Source organism: Gammaproteobacteria bacterium (assembly GCA_013816845.1).
Lineage (GTDB): Bacteria > Pseudomonadota > Gammaproteobacteria > DSM-16500 > DSM-16500 > Aquicella.
In genome coordinates this window covers 508332-523770 of record JACDDU010000001.1, presented here as the reverse complement: position 1 = coordinate 523770, position 15439 = coordinate 508332, and the positions used below count along the sequence as shown (strand labels likewise).

Genomic DNA, 15439 nt, shown 5'->3' with positions numbered 1-15439 from the left:
TGAGATTGTTGGCAAGTTGTACTAATTGACCTTTAAAGTTACGATTAATTCACACTATGTTTTGTGTAACGTACTCTCAACTTAAAACCTCATCTTCATTGTTTTCCAACCAAATACATTTGTTTAACTTTTTCATGTTCTCTAAATAAAGCTGATGTAATTCTAATTCTTCTGCATCCGCATTTTGTACAATAAGATTAAATTTTCGCCCTAAATTGTTATCCGTAACATGATTACGGTTCGATAATGTTTTTGCTTCGTTAAACGATTCAAAAAAACTACCTTGTCCGCCAGTCATCGCTAAATAAACTTGGGCAAGCAAGTTTGCATCTAATAGCGCACCATGCATTTCGCGCTTAGAATTGTCAATGTGATAACGTTTGCACAATGCATCTAAACTATTGCGTTGTCCCGCGTGAAGCGATCTTGCGAGTTGTAGTGTATCAATCACTTGACAATAGTCCAGCACCTTACAGGCAAGTTGTGCTAACTGCAATTCAGCATCAATGAAAGATAAATCAAAAGGCGCATTGTGAATAATAAGTTCAGCACCGGTTATAAATTTAACAAAATCATCGGCCAGTGTTGAAAAGACGGGCTTGTCACGTAAAAAAGCGGTTGTAATCCCGTGAACCGCTACCGCTCCTGCTTCAATATCTCTTTCGGGATTGAAGTAATAATGAAAGTGCTTACCGGTTAGTTTCCGATCAATGAGCTCAACACATCCTACCTCGATGATACGATGCCCATCTTCAACACGCAGTCCCGTGGTTTCCGTATCTAAAACAATTTGTCGTAGCATCAAACTTTCCTTTTCGCCTTTAATTCATCAATAGCGAGATTGGCCAATTGGTCCGCCAACTCATTTTCAACATGCCCACTGTGACCTTTAACCCAGTGCCATGTGACTTCGTGGCGCTTTACTTCGTGATCTAGAGATTGCCAAAGATCGGCATTCTTCACACTTTTTTTATCAGCTCGCTTCCAACCACGTGCCTTCCACTGCGTTAGCCACTGGGTAATGCCTTTTTGGACATACTGTGAGTCGGTGTAAAGTTCAATCTTACATTTTTGTTTTAAGGCAGCGAGTGCCTGAATAGCTGCCATTAATTCCATACGATTATTTGTTGTCGCAGATTCCGCACCATAAATTCTTTTTTCGTGTTCACCATAACGCAATAGCGCACCCCACCCGCCCGGACCGGGATTTCCACGACAAGCTCCGTCTGTATAAATATAAACATGTTTCATTGCGTACTAATTATCCGTGCGTTCGGGTAAGTCTACAGGACGCAGCAGTCTAACATGACTCGGAATGCTTGTTGATATACCAATTGAACCGAATTTTTGCTTCCACTTCATTTTGATAGGAGTGAGTGGAATGACTTTTGCACGAGCTACTAGCAAATAAATGGCGCCCCATCGGGGAAAACAAATTCTACCAAAAGATTCTAAAAATTTTAATTTTTGAAATAACGGTTCATGCGTTGTAGGGGGTCGAAACAAAACGGTTTGATGTTGTTCAATAATAAAGTCAGAAAGCTTTAGCCAGCGGATTACATCGCTTGCTTTAATAAAATTTCCGTTCCATGGCATAGAATTATGGTGTTTACGCGGTCCTTTTGCAGCAAATTTGTTCACTAGCATCTTTTTGATCCCCCACATACTGATGGGATTAAAACCAGCTATTACCAGTAAACCTTCTGGCTTTACAATACGACAAGCCTCTGCAAGAAGCTGGCGAGGGTTATCTAAAAATTCGAGAGTATGGGGAAGTAAAACTAAATCAATACTGCCACTGTAGATGGGTAATTCCTGCAAACCACTTTCAACCGAAAGGATATGGGGTTCCTGAGAAAAAAAAGGACTCATCAAGGTGTTGCATGGAAGGTGCGTTGCGTGCAGGAGGTCTCGCTCTTTTGGAACACCTATCAGAAGCGCATGTTTACCATAATGGTGGTCAAGCATGACAGTTAGGCGTTGTTTCTCTGCATCAATAACGCGCGCGCCTAAAAAATCTCTCAATAACCATTGATTAAAATGCTGTAGTGCATAATAACCGTGTGCCAAATCCTTTCAGCCTCCTGATTAATTTTGATACTATAGCACATCAAATCTTGACGTACAGTGATTAATCAGTACTATCTACGGGACAAGTTATCTAGATTCTGATCAAGCCTAACGCGGGTCAGCTTCATCTGAACATTAAGCAATTTTGTATAACCTACGCACAGAATGCGAATCAACGTTAAAAGGAAACAGGTGCATATCTTTATTGGATTATTTTCTTTTATGATGCGATAAAACTAGATGCAAGTCATGAAATGGATTATACAATTTCTACTTATTACTTTAATCAGCGCAAACGCTTATAGCCTATCCGCGCTTAATCGTGAAGGCATACAAACTTATCAAACAGACGTGCACCTTTCTTCCTTGCACAAACAAAAAATAGCAGAAGACCTTTCACGTTTTCATCACGCTGACAACATATGGGAAGTGTTACGCGATGAGTTTAGCTTGCCGCATTATGAGGATAATCCCCAGGTTCAAGAGCGCATTGAATGGTTCATGAATAATCAGGATTATTTACTCAGATCTGCAACGCGAGCTGCACCTTACCTTTATTATATTTTGCACCAAGTAAAGAAAAAACATCTTCCTGCTGAAATTGTTTTATTACCCATTATTGAAAGTGGTTACAATCCTTTTTCTTTATCAAGCGTTGGCGCCGCAGGGCTTTGGCAATTAATGCCCGGGACTGCAACAGGATTCGGTGTTAAACAAAGCGCATGGTATGACGGACGTCGCGATATTATTGCTTCGACACGCGGTGCCCTCAATTATTTAGCTTACTTGCAAAACTTTTTTGAAGGCAATTGGTTGCTTGCTATCGCTGCATACAATACAGGTGAAGGAAATGTACTTTCTGCTATTAAGCGAAATATTCGAGACGGAAGACGCACTGATTTTTGGTCGCTACCCGTAGCGCAACAAACACGCGATTATGTGCCAAGTCTATTAGCCTTAGCTGCAATTATAAGTCGCCCTGATATTTACCCACTTTATTTTCCTCCAGTCAAAAACGCACCTTACCTTGCACAAATTGAAATAGGCCGACAAATTAATTTAAATTATGCTTCTAATCTTGCGGGGCTGTCTTTTAAAAACTTAATGGAACTAAATCCCGGTTTTAGTCATAGCACTACTGCAAAAGGTCCTTATAAACTTGTACTGCCTATTGAAAATGTCGAACAGTTTTCAGAAAATTTAGCGAGATCCCCGCTCAATACTCAAGTTAAATGGTTTCATTATAAAGTTAAAAGTTCAGATACCTTAGCCACGGTTGCAAAAAAATTTAATACAAACATGATCGATGTGCGTAAGCTAAATCACCTCGTAAGTAATACAATATATCCTGATACTAATTTATTAATTCCTAATACCTTGAGCGATACGAAAGCTATGGTTCCAATTATGGAACTCCTTGCAAATAATAAGAAAAATGCTTCTCGTCCAACACACTTGAAACAATTAATTTCACCTATTGTAACCGCAAGCAATACGATAGTTTCCAAAATTAATCTAAAAAAAATAAATTACAGCTTGCAGCCCGGCGATACGGTTTACATGATTCGTTCAAATGATACGCTTCGTAGTGTTGCGCAACGGTTCAAAATACATCCTGATTTTTTATTAGCAGTTAATAAACTAAAAAGCAGTGATATTAAAACTGGCAAACAACTTATTATTCCTACGCATGCAAGCAAAACGTTATCTCAGCCTAATGCCAACAAAAAAATTACGCGGGGTGACACCCTTTATGTAGTAAGACGCGGTGATACGATTGCAAAAATCGCTCAAAAATTTCATACTTCTGCTTCCGCATTAAGAATTGTTAATTTTATTGATGACAATTCTTTGCAAGAAGGTGAAAAAATAGTAGTACCAATTTCTTTACCTAGTTAGAATCAACTTCTTTATTTTTTTTAAAAAAAGGAAGTTAGGTATGTCGTTAAAGAAAACCCTACTCAGTACGCTATTGATTGCTTCACTCTGTGTTCCTGTGTTTGCACATGCTGGTGACTTAATTATTGTTAACAATACTGATAAAGATTCGACCTCGGTGATTAACAAAGGATATTGCTCTACCACCATCATGGGGAAGGATGGAATAACGAAAGCAAGAACTACAAAAATTGTTAAAGACTTACAACTTCGCATGGCTTGCATGAAAAATTTAGATAATTGCAAAGCTGATGTTTACATGACGAACGACTGCACCGGTCCTATTGCAGCTACCGTTACCTTAAGCGTAAAAACTGGTATTAAACAAGTTGGTATAGCGAAAGATGTGCCTTACAAAGTAACATGGACTGCTTTTAGCATCCGCGTTGAGCAGCTCGCTTCAAAGAAATAACAACTCAGTTCCTAAGAGTGCCTCTATCACGCTTAGGAACTTCAACTTTTTTAATAATTTATAACAAGGTATTTATGAACACAAAAAAACTTATTGCTACGGCAATTATTGCGATGCTTCCGATCAGTGGCTTTGCAGAACTCGTTATTAACAATAAAACCAAAAGCTATGGGACGGCAAAAACCAATATGAGCCCTTGCTCTTCTATCGCAGGCTCTAAAGGTATCTTAAACCCCGATTCCTCACTTACCATACCTCAAGCCATTTTTGATTTATATTGCCCAAAAAAATGTGAAGTCTGGGTTTATATGAATAAGTCTTGTAGCGGAAGTAAAATTGCGACTGTAACCGTAGACTCTAAAACGGGTGTAAGCAGTGTTAACAATCATCAAAAAGTCTTTACAGTATCAGGCAGCGGCAAAGAAGTTAATATAATGGGTGGAAAATAGAGTTCATCAATTTTCCGTTCTACGGTCACCCCATGCGAAATTAACCAAAAAAATTGTTTCGCATGGGGTATTAATTAAACCTCAACCGGTTGGTCAAAATTCCAAATCATTTGCAAACCATACACATCAGCACCTCCCGTCACACGACCAGAAGTTATCACTGTTTGCCCCCCTGTCGCTTGCGGTGGCGGCGCAACTGTCACGCCACTTACGAATAAGTGCGACCATCCCAAATCAAAACCTACTGTTTTGCTTGCTTGGAAATGACCACCAATAGCAACTATAAAACGATCATTGTCAGGTAACTGAACATTGCGGTAAGCATTTCGAACAGGAGTTTGATCGTAACCAATACCACCTCGTAGCGTGAAGCGATCGGTTGGATAATAATCAGCACCCACGGAAAAATTCCAAGTATTACGAAAATGTTGAGGAATCGTGACTGAGATTGAAGTGCTTGGTGCAATAAGATCAGGCGGTGGTAAAGCAATGGCGCCTGCGATGTTGTTTAAGGTTAAATTCTGAATTGTATTCCACTGTGTATAGATAACCGTTCCCATTACGGCAGCTTGAGGATGAACTCTGTGGTACCCACTAAGCGCAGTATATGCAGGCAATGTAAAGCCAGTGGTAGCTCGCCCCGACTCTAGCGTTCCGCCATTTAATGCATCAGCAACTGGACCTACAAATTTACTCGTTCCACTTAAATGATGAGCAACTTTGGAATGATAACTTAACCCCACACGCGTTTGAGGAGAGAATTCATACATGCCCCCGAGGTGATAGCCGTATCCTGTTCCCGTAGCCTTGTTAGTACTCTCAGTATTAGAATCTGGAATAAATAATAAAATACCCACATTATCAAATTCAGCACTAACACGCTGTATATCAAATCCCGCGCCGAGCGATGCTTTATCTGTAACTTGTAAAGCAAGTGCCGGACTGAAATCGATCGCTTGAATTGAGGTTAGAGTTGCTGCATAACGTAAAGGTGTCGTTCTGCCATAACTTGTTTTCAATCCAAAAGGAACCGTAATACTAAACCCAAAGCCAACGCGCTCGCCAATGGGTGCAACATAATGCAAATTGGGGATAACATTAAACGTGCCACCTTGAGCCGTTACATTTGAAAAAGTTTGTGAAAAAGGTGGCTCAACAACCATAACTTGGCCCTGAAACTTAAAGTTTGCAGGAATGATTGCAGTACCAAGGACAAGCTGTTGATTTTTAATTCGCATTATTCCGGCAGGGTTGTAAAAAGCAATACTTGCATCGGCACCGAGAGCTGCATAACCTGCGTGATAATTACCGATACTTGCACCATCTTGTTCCCATAGTTGGAACGCTGATGCCAATGTCTGGTTGGATATGCCTAATAAACCAGATGCGCATAGGACCATCATGCTTCGGGCCATTGTGAAACCTTTCATTTAACGTCCTCTCCTAAAACTTAGTAAGCATTCAAGCGCGTTAATCTGCTTGAATTAAAAGACTTATAAGGATACCGTATTTGAATAACAAAACAACCAATACAATCGAGACCACTATCATGGCGGAAACACCCTCAACGATGATTCCTTTGGGCTCAAAAGCGCCCGATTTTACCTTGTTTGATACCGTGTCCCAACAAACTTTATCTTTGCAAAATTTAAAATCAACCATAGGTACAGTTATTATGTTTCTTAGTAATCACTGCCCTTATGTTAAACATATTCAAGCAAAGTTAATTGAAGTGGCTAAACATTATCAAAAACATGACATTGTATTTATTGCAATCAACTCAAACGATGTCACAAAATATCCCGCAGACTCCCCTCAACTTATGCAGCATGAAGCGCAAACAAAATCCTTTTCATTTCCCTATCTATACGATGAAACGCAAGCAACTGCGAAAGCTTACCGGGCTGCTTGCACTCCTGACTTTTATATTTTTGATGGCGAATTAAATTGTGTTTATCGAGGACGTTTTGATGATGCAACCCCAGGAAATGGCAAACCGGTTACAGGTCGGGATTTAACACAAGCACTAGATAGTTTGCTTCACCATGAACCTATCAACCCGGACCAAAAAGCAAGCCTTGGTTGCAACATTAAATGGAAAACGTAATGGAGTTCATCTTGCCATCATGAAATATACCAATACGATTGTCAGTAGTAGTATTGGCAATGTACTTGAATGGTATGATTTTGGCTTATTCACTATTTTTTCTGCTCTATTTGGCCGACTTTTCTTTCCAGTTTATGATCAAAAAGCTGGAATGATTGCGACATTTGGCGTCTTTGCCGTAGGATTTTTATGTAGACCTATTGGCGCGTTAATTTTTGGCTATTTGGGCGATCGCACGGGACGCGCTAAAACACTCCGCTTATCTATTTTAATGATTACTTTACCCACACTACTTATTGGTTTTTTACCCACATATGATCAAATTGGCATTTTCGCGCCAACATTGCTTATCATCATTCGTATGCTGCAAGGTATTAGTATTGGTGGGGAGTACAGCGGCAACTTAATTTATTTAGCAGAAACTGCGCCTACCCAATATCGTGCCGCTATTACAGCTTGTGCAAGCATGGGATCAAACATTGGTATTTTACTTGCTGCGATTGTTGGTATTATTACGACCACCCTTTTTACACCAGTAACATTAGATGATTGGGGATGGCGCATTCCTTATGTGCTTAGTGGATTGCTGGGTTTATTTATTTATTATTATCGCTTGAATCTCAAGGAAACTAGCGTATTCAAATATTTACGTGCTGAGAATTTATTAACTCAGAATCCGATTAAAACTGTTTTCAAATATAACCTTCCTCAATTATTAAGAACATTGGGGCTTGTTTGCATGGGTACGACTTTTTATTATTTTTGTTTTATCTTTCTGCCACTTTATTTACGACAACAGTTTACTTTATCGATACGTCATATTTCTATCTTAATGTCTTGCCTCATTTTACTGATGATTATTTTGATACCCTTAGCAGGATTGCTATGTGATAAATTCGGCCGAAAAAAAATGCTAGTCTTTAATGCAACTTTTATTTTTTTAATTATTGTGCCCGGATTCTACCTTTTAAACTTTAGCAGCTCAATTTTGATTATTTTTACCCTGGTTATCTTTACCTTTGCAAGTTCTTTAGAACAAGGAACGACTTCCGTTGCCATCGTAGAAAACTTTCCTCCGCCAGCGCGTTACACAGGGGTTTCTTTTGGATACAACTTGGGGAATGGTTTACTAGGTGGAACGGTCCCTTTTATTTCTGAATGGTTATTCTTCAAAACCAATCTTCTTATTGCACCTGCTCTTTATATTGCTATCTGTGCTGGCATTACACTTTTGGTAAGTCTATTTTTTGTCAAAGAAACGAAGGGAATTAATTTAACTACCGAATAGAAAAAATTAATGAGTTGCTAAATTAAGATGAAGTTAAAAAAAATCCCAGTAAAACTGGGATTTTTATTTTTGGGTAACTTACGCTGCTGAAGTCGTTTCCCAATTGGATACTTCTTCAGGTTTTTCACCGCGAGCTTGTTGTTGTTTAACGAATTGTTGATATAACTCTTGCACACCTTGAGTTTTAGCATAATGAATAGGACCGCCACGGAATGGTGCGAATCCTGTGCCAAAAATCATACCTGCATCGAGTAAATCATCATTTTCCACCACACCTTCACGTAAACAAGCAAATGCTTCATTTAACATCCGCAAAACTAAGCGATCCGAAATATCTTCCAAAGGTCGATCATAGCTTTGTTCAGGTTTAATCGGTTTACCACGTTTATCGTATTTATAAAAACCTTCACCTGTTTTACGGCCTAACTTTCGTTGTTCAACCATTTCAATAAGCTTAGGTGGAATGGGTGCATCGAAATATTTGCCTAAGTGTTTAGCAACGGATAAACACACATCAAGCCCAACAGTATCAGCAAGTGTAATCGGACCCATCGGCATACCAAATTGAGTCATGGCTTTATCAATTGCTGTCATGGGAACGCCTTCGTTTATTAAATTCATGCTTTCAAGTAAATAAGGCATTAAAATTCGATTAACTAAAAACCCAGGACTGCTTTTAACTGGCAAAGGTAACCGGTCTATTTTGCGTACAAAGCTAATCGCTTGCGCAAGAATTTCAGGGCTAGTTGCTTCACCTTTTACCACTTCAACCAGCAACATTTTCGAAACAGGATTAAAGAAATGAATACCAACTAAACGCTCGGGATTATTTAAAACAGTATTGATTTCATCGAGTGGGATACTTGAAGTATTAGTCGCCAAAATCGCTGATGGCTTAGCTTTTAATTCAATATCACGAAACATTTTTTGCTTTATCGCTAAATCTTCAACAACTGCTTCGATGATAATATCCGCTTTGTAAACACCATTTCCTTTTACATCAGGAATAAGCCTATCCATCGCCTGCTGAACCAAGTGCTTATCTTTTAATTTATCTTTATATAACGCATGGGCTCGCTTAATAGCAGGTGAGATAAAACGTGGCTCTAAATCTTGTAAGGTTACCGTTAAACCTTGCATGGCACACCATGCGGCAATGTCACCACCCATAGTGCCCGCACCAATAACATGAATATGTTTTGCTTTTGATTTAACGTCTTTGGCAAGGCCTTTTAATTTTTCTTGCAAAAAGAACACACGAACAAGATTTTGCGCTGTATCACTAAAAAATAATTTGCCACAGCTTTTTGCTTCTCTTTCATAAGCTGCATCACCTTCAACGCCAACATGCTCCCAATTATCTAAAGCATGAAAAGGTGCGGGATAATGAAGCGGACTAATTTTTTCATTTAATTTTTTTCTTAAGAAGGGCGCAATCATTTGTCGCGATAATTTTTTATTGCTTAACGCTTGCAGTGTGGTTGCTTGATGAGGAGCAGGTTTATTAAGTGCATAATATTTAGCAGCGTGAACTAATTGTCGTCTTGGTACTGCAACATCTACCAGCCCTAATTTCGCAGCTGCTTTTCCACTGATCGTATGGCCAGATAATATCATGTTGAGACCTTGCATAGCCCCAATCAACTTTGGCATACGCACTGTGCCACCCCAACCTGGATGAATTCCTAATTTAACTTCAGGTAACCCAAGGCGGGTTTTGCCACTTTCATCGGCTACTCGATAACGGCATGCTAAAGCGAGTTCCATACCGCCACCTAAACAAAAACCATCAATCATAGCGATGGTAGGCATTTTTAAAGCTTCTAGTTTATTTAAAATATGCTGACCAGAACTTAATGCGAAAATAGCTTCATCAATATCTTTAAATTTTGTGAATTGGGAAATATCGGCACCCGCAATAAAACCATTTTTCTTACCCGAGGCAATAATAACAGCTTTATGCGTTGTATCGTGAGCCAGTGTATCCACAATGTTAGATAACTCTTCCATGACGGCACGATCAATAGTGTTAACTGATGCATTTTGCTTATCGAAATAGAGCCACAAAATTTGATCTTCATCCGTTTCTAACCGCCAATGCTTGTAAGTTTGTGATAAGTTCATTGTACTACCTCGGTTACATTTTCAATTAACATGGCTCCCCCTTGACCGCCACCGATACATATCGTAGCAATCCCCTTCCTTGCATTTTGTCGTTTTAAAATTTCCGCTAAATGTAATGCGATACGTGCACCACTCGCACCCACAGGATGTCCGAGCGCAATTGCGCCACCATCAACATTTAATTTAGTACGATCGATTTTACCTAATGCTTCAGAGCGTCCTAAGTTTTTTTGACAGTATTCATCACTTTCCCAGGCAGCAAGGCAACCTAACACTTGCGCCGCAAAGGCTTCATTGATTTCCCAATAATCAATATCTTCCATGCGCAAGTTATGTTTCTTCAATAACTTATCTGTCGCATAAACTGGACCAAGACCCATTTCAGCAGGATCTACACCCGCCCAGGTTACTTCACTTATTCGTGCAATCACTGGAAGATTATATTTGATCACCGCTTCTTTACTTGCTAAAAGCACCATGGCTGCACCATCGGAAATTTGGGAACTATTACCAGGTGTCACGGCACCAAATTTTTTATCAAAAAATGGTTTTAAGGTCGCTAATTTTTCTACCGAACTATCACGACGAATCCCATCATCATTTAAAAAAACCTCGCCATTGTTAGTAAAAACTGTTTCAAGTTCAGGCATATGTTGTTCATCTTGTGCAGCAGCTGCACGTCGATGACTTTCGTATGAAAATTGATCCATTTCCTTGCGGGTAATATTAAAACGATAGGCTAGATTTTCCGCAGTTTGCCCCATAGTGAGATTTACGAGTGGGTCAGTCAAACCTTTCAATAAAGCAATGACCGGTTTGAGAAAATAAGGTCTAAATTGGAGCCATTGTTTTAATTTGTCTTTAAAGGTTCGCGCGCTAGCAAGTCCTGCTAACCAATTTGTCATGTTATCATTATAAAGAAGCGGTGCTTTACTCATTGCCTCAGTACCACCAGCTAGCACTAAATCATAACGTCCCGTTGCGATATCATTCGCTGCGCTATCGAGCGCTTGCATGCCTGATGCGCAATTACGTTGCACAGTCCATGCAGGAACATCTTTTCCACATCCTAACCGAATACCAATAACCCGCCCAATGTTGGCTTCATCCGGACTTGGCATCACACAACCAATGACCACTTCCTCGATGTCCGTTGGGGAAAATGTTTGTCGATTAAGCAATTCACTTCCAGCTTTAACTGCTAAATCAGAAGCAGAAAAAGGGCCTGGTTTTCCTTTTGCTTTCAAAAATGGCGTGCGCGCTCCATCCACGATGTACACATCACGCATCAACGAAGCATTATTTCCAATCATGGCATTTCCTTCCTTATCATTAGGCAAGCACTGTATTCAAATCGAATGAAAATTCGTTTACTTTGATAATTTCATCTTTCAAATGATCATAATCACTTAAAATACGGCTTTCATCTGCAGTGATTATCCCAGCAGTTTCTGCTGCTGCTATTTTCTGAGCAAATGAACTACGACGTGATACCAAGCCTGTTTTAACAACTTGATTTAATTTTTTCCAAAGCGGTTCCACTTGGGTAATGAGTTCAAGCGCTTGATCGAGTCGCGCAGTAAGTTCATTTGGATTGTTGCTCTTATAACAAAAAGCGGTGAGGCGCTCACGTAATTCAGAGGGATGGAGCATTGCTGGTAATAAATTTTTACCCTGTTGATCTGTCGGCTTATAATAAGCTTGACCATAAGGAAATACGAGTGCACGTAACAATTTACCAAGAATACGATTTGGATAATTATTTAATAATTCATCAATCGCAACTTGAATTTTTTGCAAACAATCTTGCAAAACCCAGCAAACATAAGGGACATCTGATTGCGGTTCATTTTGATCATGAAAATATTTTAAAACTGTAGAACCTAAATAAAGCTGACTTAATATATCGCCCAAGCGTGCCGAAATTCTTTCACGACGTTTCAAACTTCCACCTAATAAAATTAAGCTGATATCAGCTAACAAAGCTAAAGCAGCACTCATCCTGGTCAATTGCCGTTGATATTTTTTTACAGCAGAGCTTTTGACTTGAGACGCATTAATGAATTTACCCGCAGTTAATCCGTAAGCTAAATTGCGAATAAAATTATCGGTAAAAAATCCAATGTGTGACATCAAGACTTTATCGAGGGCAGCAATATCTGGTGCTTCCGCCGAGATTAATTCAACTTCCCGTAATAAGTAAGGGTGGCAACGAATAGCACCCTGGCCAAAAATAATGAGATTACGGGTAAGGATATTAGCACCTTCAACCGTAATGCTGATCGGCACCGCGAAGTAAACGTTAGCAAGAAAGTTTCTTGGACCTGCTTGAATCATATGACCGGCGTGCACATCCATTGCATGCGAGACCACATGTCGTGATAATTCTGTCATATGATACTTTGCGATAGCAGAGGCTATGGAAGGCTTGACCTTAAGATCAACTGCTCCAGCAGTCATAATCCGCGCCGCTTCCAATAGATAAGTATAGCCGGCAATATCACTAAGTGATTCTTCGATTCCTTCAAAGTTGGCAATGGCAGTATTAAATTGATGACGGACCTTGGCGTATGCGCCCGTATAACGATAAGTGATTTTACCACAAGCTGTTGATAGCGCAGGTAAGGAAATAGATCGACCAATGGAAAGGCATTCCATTAACATGCGCCACCCTTGCCCCGCCATTTCTTCGCCACCAATAATCCAATCTAATGGGATAAAAACGTCTTTACCACGTGTAGGACCATTCATAAATGCAAGTTGTAAAGGAAAATGTCGCGATCCTATTTCAACCCCTTCATGACTTGTGGGGATTAAACAGAGTGTAATGCCAATGTCATCTTTATCACCCAATAAGTGGTTCGGGTCATTGAGACGAATGGCAAGACCCAATACTGTTGCAACGGGTGCCAAGGTAATATAGCGTTTATCCCAACTTAAACGGATCCCAAGAACTTCTTCATTATTATAAATACCTTTACACACCACGCCGCTATCTGGAATCGATCCCGCATCGCTGCCAGCTTCCGGTGCAGTTAGAGCGAAACAAGGGATTTCTTCACCCGTCGCAAGCTTGGGTAAATAATATTGCTTTTGTGCTTCAGTTCCATAATGAATGAGTAATTCTGCAGGCCCTAAAGAATTTGGCACCATAGTATTGACTGCAGTACTAACACTACGCGAAGCAATTTTAACCACAATCGTGGAGTGCGCAAGCGCTGAAAAACCTAAACCACCATATTCTTTGGGAATAGCCATGCCAAAGAATTTTTCTTTTTTTAGATAATCCCACACATTGGCGGGTAAATCATGAAGGTCATTAACGATTTCCCAATCATTCACAATCGAGCAAAGATGTTCAACTTGCGTGTCTAAGAATTTTTTTTCTTCGTCACTTAAGGTTGGTTTAGGAATACTATAAAGTTGCGGCCATTGGGGATCGCCAGAAAAAAGTTCTTTTTCCCACCAGGTATTTCCTGCTTCAATGGCTTCTCGCTCAGTATCACTAATGGCAGGCATTTGCGCTTTAAGATGTTTTAAAGCGGGCGTTACAATGTGACGTTGGCGCAATTCGTGCAAATTCGCAAACAACGCAGCCACTAAAAACAATAGCCAATAAATAATAAGTAAAGGCCAAGCTGGCGTTAAAAAAATTGTAACTAATAATAATGAAATACCAATGAGGGTGGTCCAGCGAATTACCGAGAGCTTATAAAATGCAGCAATGCAAACCAGACCCAGCATCACAAATACACTAATGATACTAGCCATATCCATACCTTCCTTTTCCTAACGAATTAATATGCTATTTTTACGAAACGGATGCCATTCGAGGCCAGAGTATAACGGCATATTTAGACTAGGGGTAGTTTTTTTTGGGCGGGTGTAAAAAGTGTATTTTATCGATTTTAAAGAAAAAAGTCATGAACTTAGATTAAAATTAATTCGCCTCCTTTGAGCTTTTCCAATTTCTAGCGTGGAGTGCATTAGATCCGGTAATGGGGCAGTCTAGTTTTAATTTTGATCAAAATAAGATATACTTTGGCTTACATTAAAATAACAAATTCAACACATGACAACCAATCATCGCGCACTGACTGAATTAAGTACCCATATTAACCAGAATCTTTCTAATGAAACAGTAAAATTAGCTACGATTAATGGTTTAATACAATCACGTATAGCAGAATGTACAGGCCTGAGCGCGCGAATTAATGCAATTGAAAATGATACTATTAATATTAATGATTCGTTCATTTGCAACCATATAACTTTCTGGCAAAGTGAGTTACAAAGTCTTTTTGATTTATCCTATCCTTCTGTCAGACAGGGCTTCCTCAGCCATGCCAACTTTATCAAAATCGACTCTAGCAAATGCCCTTGTGAAGATTTTACCAAGCTTATGGGCACCTTTTTAGATTTGCATGATGAAATTACATTACTTGCTAAAGAAAATAATTCCAAAAAACTTAATTTCATTTATTCACTATTATGGTTGAATACAGAGCTCATTGTAGATGTAAATAAGATTGCCAAAGAAGGCTATTCCCCGCAGGGTATTTCCGAAGTCTCTTACGCACCTAATATTGCCTCAGAAACAGTTAAGCTACTGAGAGCATTAAAATGCAAAGTTGCAGGCAATCGTTACGAACACGATTTTAATGCCATTATGACTTTTAAGAAAAATTGCTGTATCCCCTCAGCTCCCATCAATTTTGCAAGGGCAATTGGAGCGGTATTAATTAGCGCGATAGGATTGAGCGTTGGTATCGCCATTGGGATTGTTATTAGTTTTATAAATTTAAGTGAAAAACCTTTTATTAACAGCTTGCATAACGGCTTTCTCATGGGCCCTAATGTAATGGGTATCACTCGGACTTCTACCTTTATTGATTTTTTATTGTTCCGTCCAGGACCATTGGAATTGAAAGCAAGAAGGGTTATCGCTGAAGCTCAAAAATTAATTGCAATGCCAGAAGGCACCAAACGACAAGTTGATTCTCCGCGATCTACTCTAGCACGTTGACCAAACACGAGGTGTTTAGGTTACA

13 protein-coding genes are annotated in these 15439 nt (G+C 39.5%); 6 read left to right on the top strand and 7 right to left on the bottom strand.

Annotated elements, in window-relative coordinates; genetic code table 11:
• Nucleotides 1-76: 76 nt before the first annotated feature.
• The 3 genes from dnaQ to H0W64_02395 are packed head-to-tail and all read right to left on the bottom strand — an operon-like array spanning nucleotide 77 to nucleotide 2070.
• Nucleotides 77-802 carry a DNA polymerase III subunit epsilon gene (dnaQ, locus tag H0W64_02405; protein ID MBA3660558.1) on the bottom strand — a complete coding sequence of 242 codons (726 nt, stop codon included), beginning with the start codon at nucleotides 800-802 and terminating at the stop codon, nucleotides 77-79.
• Nucleotides 802-1251: a ribonuclease HI gene (rnhA, locus tag H0W64_02400; protein MBA3660557.1), complete on the bottom strand. Its 450-nt coding sequence runs from the start codon at nucleotides 1249-1251 to the stop codon at nucleotides 802-804. Before rnhA ends, dnaQ begins: the two co-directional genes overlap by 1 nt.
• Nucleotides 1252-1257: 6 nt before the next feature.
• Nucleotides 1258-2070 carry a class I SAM-dependent methyltransferase gene (locus H0W64_02395; protein ID MBA3660556.1) on the bottom strand — a complete coding sequence of 271 codons (813 nt, stop codon included), beginning with the start codon at nucleotides 2068-2070 and terminating at the stop codon, nucleotides 1258-1260.
• A gap of 249 nt (nucleotides 2071-2319) precedes the next feature.
• Here H0W64_02395 and H0W64_02390 point away from each other — a divergent pair, with 249 nt between their 5' ends.
• From H0W64_02390 to H0W64_02380, 3 genes are all read left to right on the top strand, one after another.
• Nucleotides 2320-3969, top strand: coding sequence for a LysM peptidoglycan-binding domain-containing protein (locus H0W64_02390; GenBank protein ID MBA3660555.1), 1650 nt, complete (start codon nucleotides 2320-2322; stop codon nucleotides 3967-3969).
• A 40-nt stretch (nucleotides 3970-4009) separates the two neighbouring features.
• Nucleotides 4010-4420, top strand: coding sequence for a hypothetical protein (locus H0W64_02385; GenBank protein ID MBA3660554.1), 411 nt, complete (start codon nucleotides 4010-4012; stop codon nucleotides 4418-4420).
• 74 nt (nucleotides 4421-4494) lie between these two features.
• Complete coding sequence (locus tag H0W64_02380; protein ID MBA3660553.1) at nucleotides 4495-4869, top strand: hypothetical protein; 375 nt, start codon at nucleotides 4495-4497, stop codon at nucleotides 4867-4869.
• A 74-nt stretch (nucleotides 4870-4943) separates the two neighbouring features.
• Here H0W64_02380 and H0W64_02375 read toward each other — a convergent pair whose 3' ends face one another.
• A complete protein-coding gene (locus H0W64_02375; protein ID MBA3660552.1) occupies nucleotides 4944-6299 on the bottom strand; it encodes an outer membrane protein transport protein in 1356 nt (451 codons plus the stop codon).
• A gap of 119 nt (nucleotides 6300-6418) precedes the next feature.
• On the opposite strand from H0W64_02375, the gene H0W64_02370 reads away from it, so the two are divergent.
• Nucleotides 6419-6976 (top strand): thioredoxin family protein, encoded by a 558-nt coding sequence (locus H0W64_02370; protein MBA3660551.1) that lies wholly within the window; start codon nucleotides 6419-6421, stop codon nucleotides 6974-6976.
• Nucleotides 6977-6995: 19 nt separating this feature from the next.
• Complete coding sequence (locus tag H0W64_02365) at nucleotides 6996-8264, top strand: MFS transporter (protein ID MBA3660550.1); 1269 nt, start codon at nucleotides 6996-6998, stop codon at nucleotides 8262-8264.
• A 78-nt stretch (nucleotides 8265-8342) separates the two neighbouring features.
• Here H0W64_02365 and H0W64_02360 read toward each other — a convergent pair whose 3' ends face one another.
• From H0W64_02360 to H0W64_02350, 3 genes are read right to left on the bottom strand one after another with little or no spacing between them, the layout of a single operon-like run.
• Nucleotides 8343-10388 carry an enoyl-CoA hydratase/isomerase family protein gene (locus H0W64_02360; protein MBA3660549.1) on the bottom strand — a complete coding sequence of 682 codons (2046 nt, stop codon included), beginning with the start codon at nucleotides 10386-10388 and terminating at the stop codon, nucleotides 8343-8345.
• Nucleotides 10385-11701, bottom strand: coding sequence for an acetyl-CoA C-acetyltransferase (locus H0W64_02355; GenBank protein ID MBA3660548.1), 1317 nt, complete (start codon nucleotides 11699-11701; stop codon nucleotides 10385-10387). Before H0W64_02355 ends, H0W64_02360 begins: the two co-directional genes overlap by 4 nt.
• A gap of 19 nt (nucleotides 11702-11720) precedes the next feature.
• Nucleotides 11721-14159 carry an acyl-CoA dehydrogenase gene (locus H0W64_02350; protein MBA3660547.1) on the bottom strand — a complete coding sequence of 813 codons (2439 nt, stop codon included), beginning with the start codon at nucleotides 14157-14159 and terminating at the stop codon, nucleotides 11721-11723.
• A gap of 301 nt (nucleotides 14160-14460) precedes the next feature.
• Between H0W64_02350 and H0W64_02345 the strand changes: the two genes are divergently transcribed.
• Nucleotides 14461-15414, top strand: coding sequence for a hypothetical protein (locus tag H0W64_02345; GenBank protein ID MBA3660546.1), 954 nt, complete (start codon nucleotides 14461-14463; stop codon nucleotides 15412-15414).
• The last annotated feature ends 25 nt before the right edge of the window (nucleotides 15415-15439 follow it).